The organism is Streptomyces odonnellii, from assembly GCF_000981895.1.
GTDB classification, from domain to species: Bacteria; Actinomycetota; Actinomycetes; order Streptomycetales; family Streptomycetaceae; genus Streptomyces; species Streptomyces odonnellii.
Window position 1 is genome coordinate 1 of record NZ_LATD01000632.1, and the last position, 1,667, is coordinate 1,667.

Here is a 1,667-nt window from a genome sequence, read left to right on the forward strand (position 1 = left end):
CCCCCGGGACCACGCCCGACCCCGCACCCGCCACCGCACCGAGCACCGTGCCGAGCACCGCCCCCGGCCTGCTGATCGAGGTCGACGGCCACCCCGCCACCGAGGCCGACCTGCGCCTTCGCGCGCTCGACACCTACGGGCACTTCACCGCGATGCAGATCAGGGACGGCCGGACGCGCGGCATGGACCTCCATCTCGCCCGTCTCGACGCGGCGACCCGTGAACTGTTCGGCACCGGTCTGGACGGCGAGCGGGTACGGGCCGCGCTCCGGCATGCGCTCGACGGGGTACGGGACGCCTCGGCCCGGGTGTATGTCCACTGGCGGGACGAGACAAACGGCGTGCCCGGGTCACCCGTACCAGGCGGACCGACCGGTACGGGTGACCCGAGCCTGATGGTGACGGTACGGCCACCGGCTGTCCTGGACCGCCGGCCGCGGAGCATGATGTCCGTTCCGTACCAGCGCCCGGTCCCGCACATCAAGCATCTCGGCGGCTTCGCCCAGATTCACTACGGCCGGGTCGCACAGCTCGCCGGTTTCACCGACGCGCTGCTCACCGGTCCCGGCGGAGTGGTGTCGGAAGGGGCGATCGCGAACATCGGCTTCTGGGACGGCACTTCGGTGGTCTGGCCGGACGCGCCCGCCCTGACCGGCGTCACCATGGCCTTGCTGAAGCCGCGCCTCCCGGCTGCCGGGATCCCCTCGGTCCGGCGCGCGGTCACACTGGCGGACCTGCCGCTGTTCCGGACGGCCTTTGTCACCAACTCGCAGGGGATCGCACCGGTGGGCCGGATCGACGAGACGGTCTTCCCGGGGGACGCGGAACTGCTGAAGACGGTGACAGAGGTGTACGAGGGCGTGGAGTGGGACGGCATCTGACCGAAGGTGCCCGCGGATGCCCCGCATCTGGCCGCGCCTGACCGAAGCCGCCCGCAGACGCACCACTTCCGGCCGCGCCCGACCGAAGCTGCCCGCAGACGCACCGCATCCGCCGCGCCTGACCGAAGGTGCCCACAGATGACCGCCGGCGAGCCGCCACGTACACCCCGCAAGCCCCGCCCCGTCCGTCACCCGTCCGTCACCCGTTCGGCACGCGGCGCACAATCAGCCCTGGTCACCCGCTGTCAACATCCGTGACCTGCGACAACGCCGGTCCGCCCGCGCGATGCGCCGAATCGGGCCGACGCTTCTGATCGCCCATCAGCAGGCGTACGCACCGTGGGGCCCGTTATCTCTGAGAGGACGAAGAACCGCGCTCCCCCGAGATCTCCCCACCCCTCGGGACGCCTTTCCGGAGGACTGGATTCATGAGCTTCTACCGCGGCCGCCGGCGCTGCAAGGACACCTGCGACTACGACTACGACAGCAAATACGGTTACAACTACCAGCAGGGTTACGGCTATTACTGCAGCAGGCACCGGGGCAGCTCGGGCTGGACCATAGCCGTGGCCCTCTGTATCGGCGTCTGGCTGATGGGAAACGGCTCCAAGCCGGTCACCCCGCCCGCGCCGTCCGCCTCGAAGGCCTTCGGCGACACCGGCTCCGGCCTCGGCGACACCGACACCGACACCCGCTCAAGCCACCGCGGAACCGGCCCGGGCCCCGGCACCGGCTCCAGCCCCCGCCACCGCGACTCCGACGCGGCTCACTTCGTCGCCCCCGCCC

Annotated in this window: 1 protein-coding gene and 1 pseudogene; both read left to right on the forward strand. The window is 71.2% G+C overall.

The genetic code is table 11. From position 1 onward, the window contains the following. Positions 1 to 47 precede the first annotated feature (47 nt). Entirely contained in the window at positions 48 to 881 is an 834-nt protein-coding gene (locus WH07_RS35820) for an aminotransferase class IV family protein (RefSeq protein ID WP_046509468.1), read from the forward strand. A gap of 428 nt (positions 882 to 1,309) precedes the next feature. Then, positions 1,310 to 1,667, forward strand: a pseudogene (locus WH07_RS35825) (hypothetical protein); the annotation flags it as partial.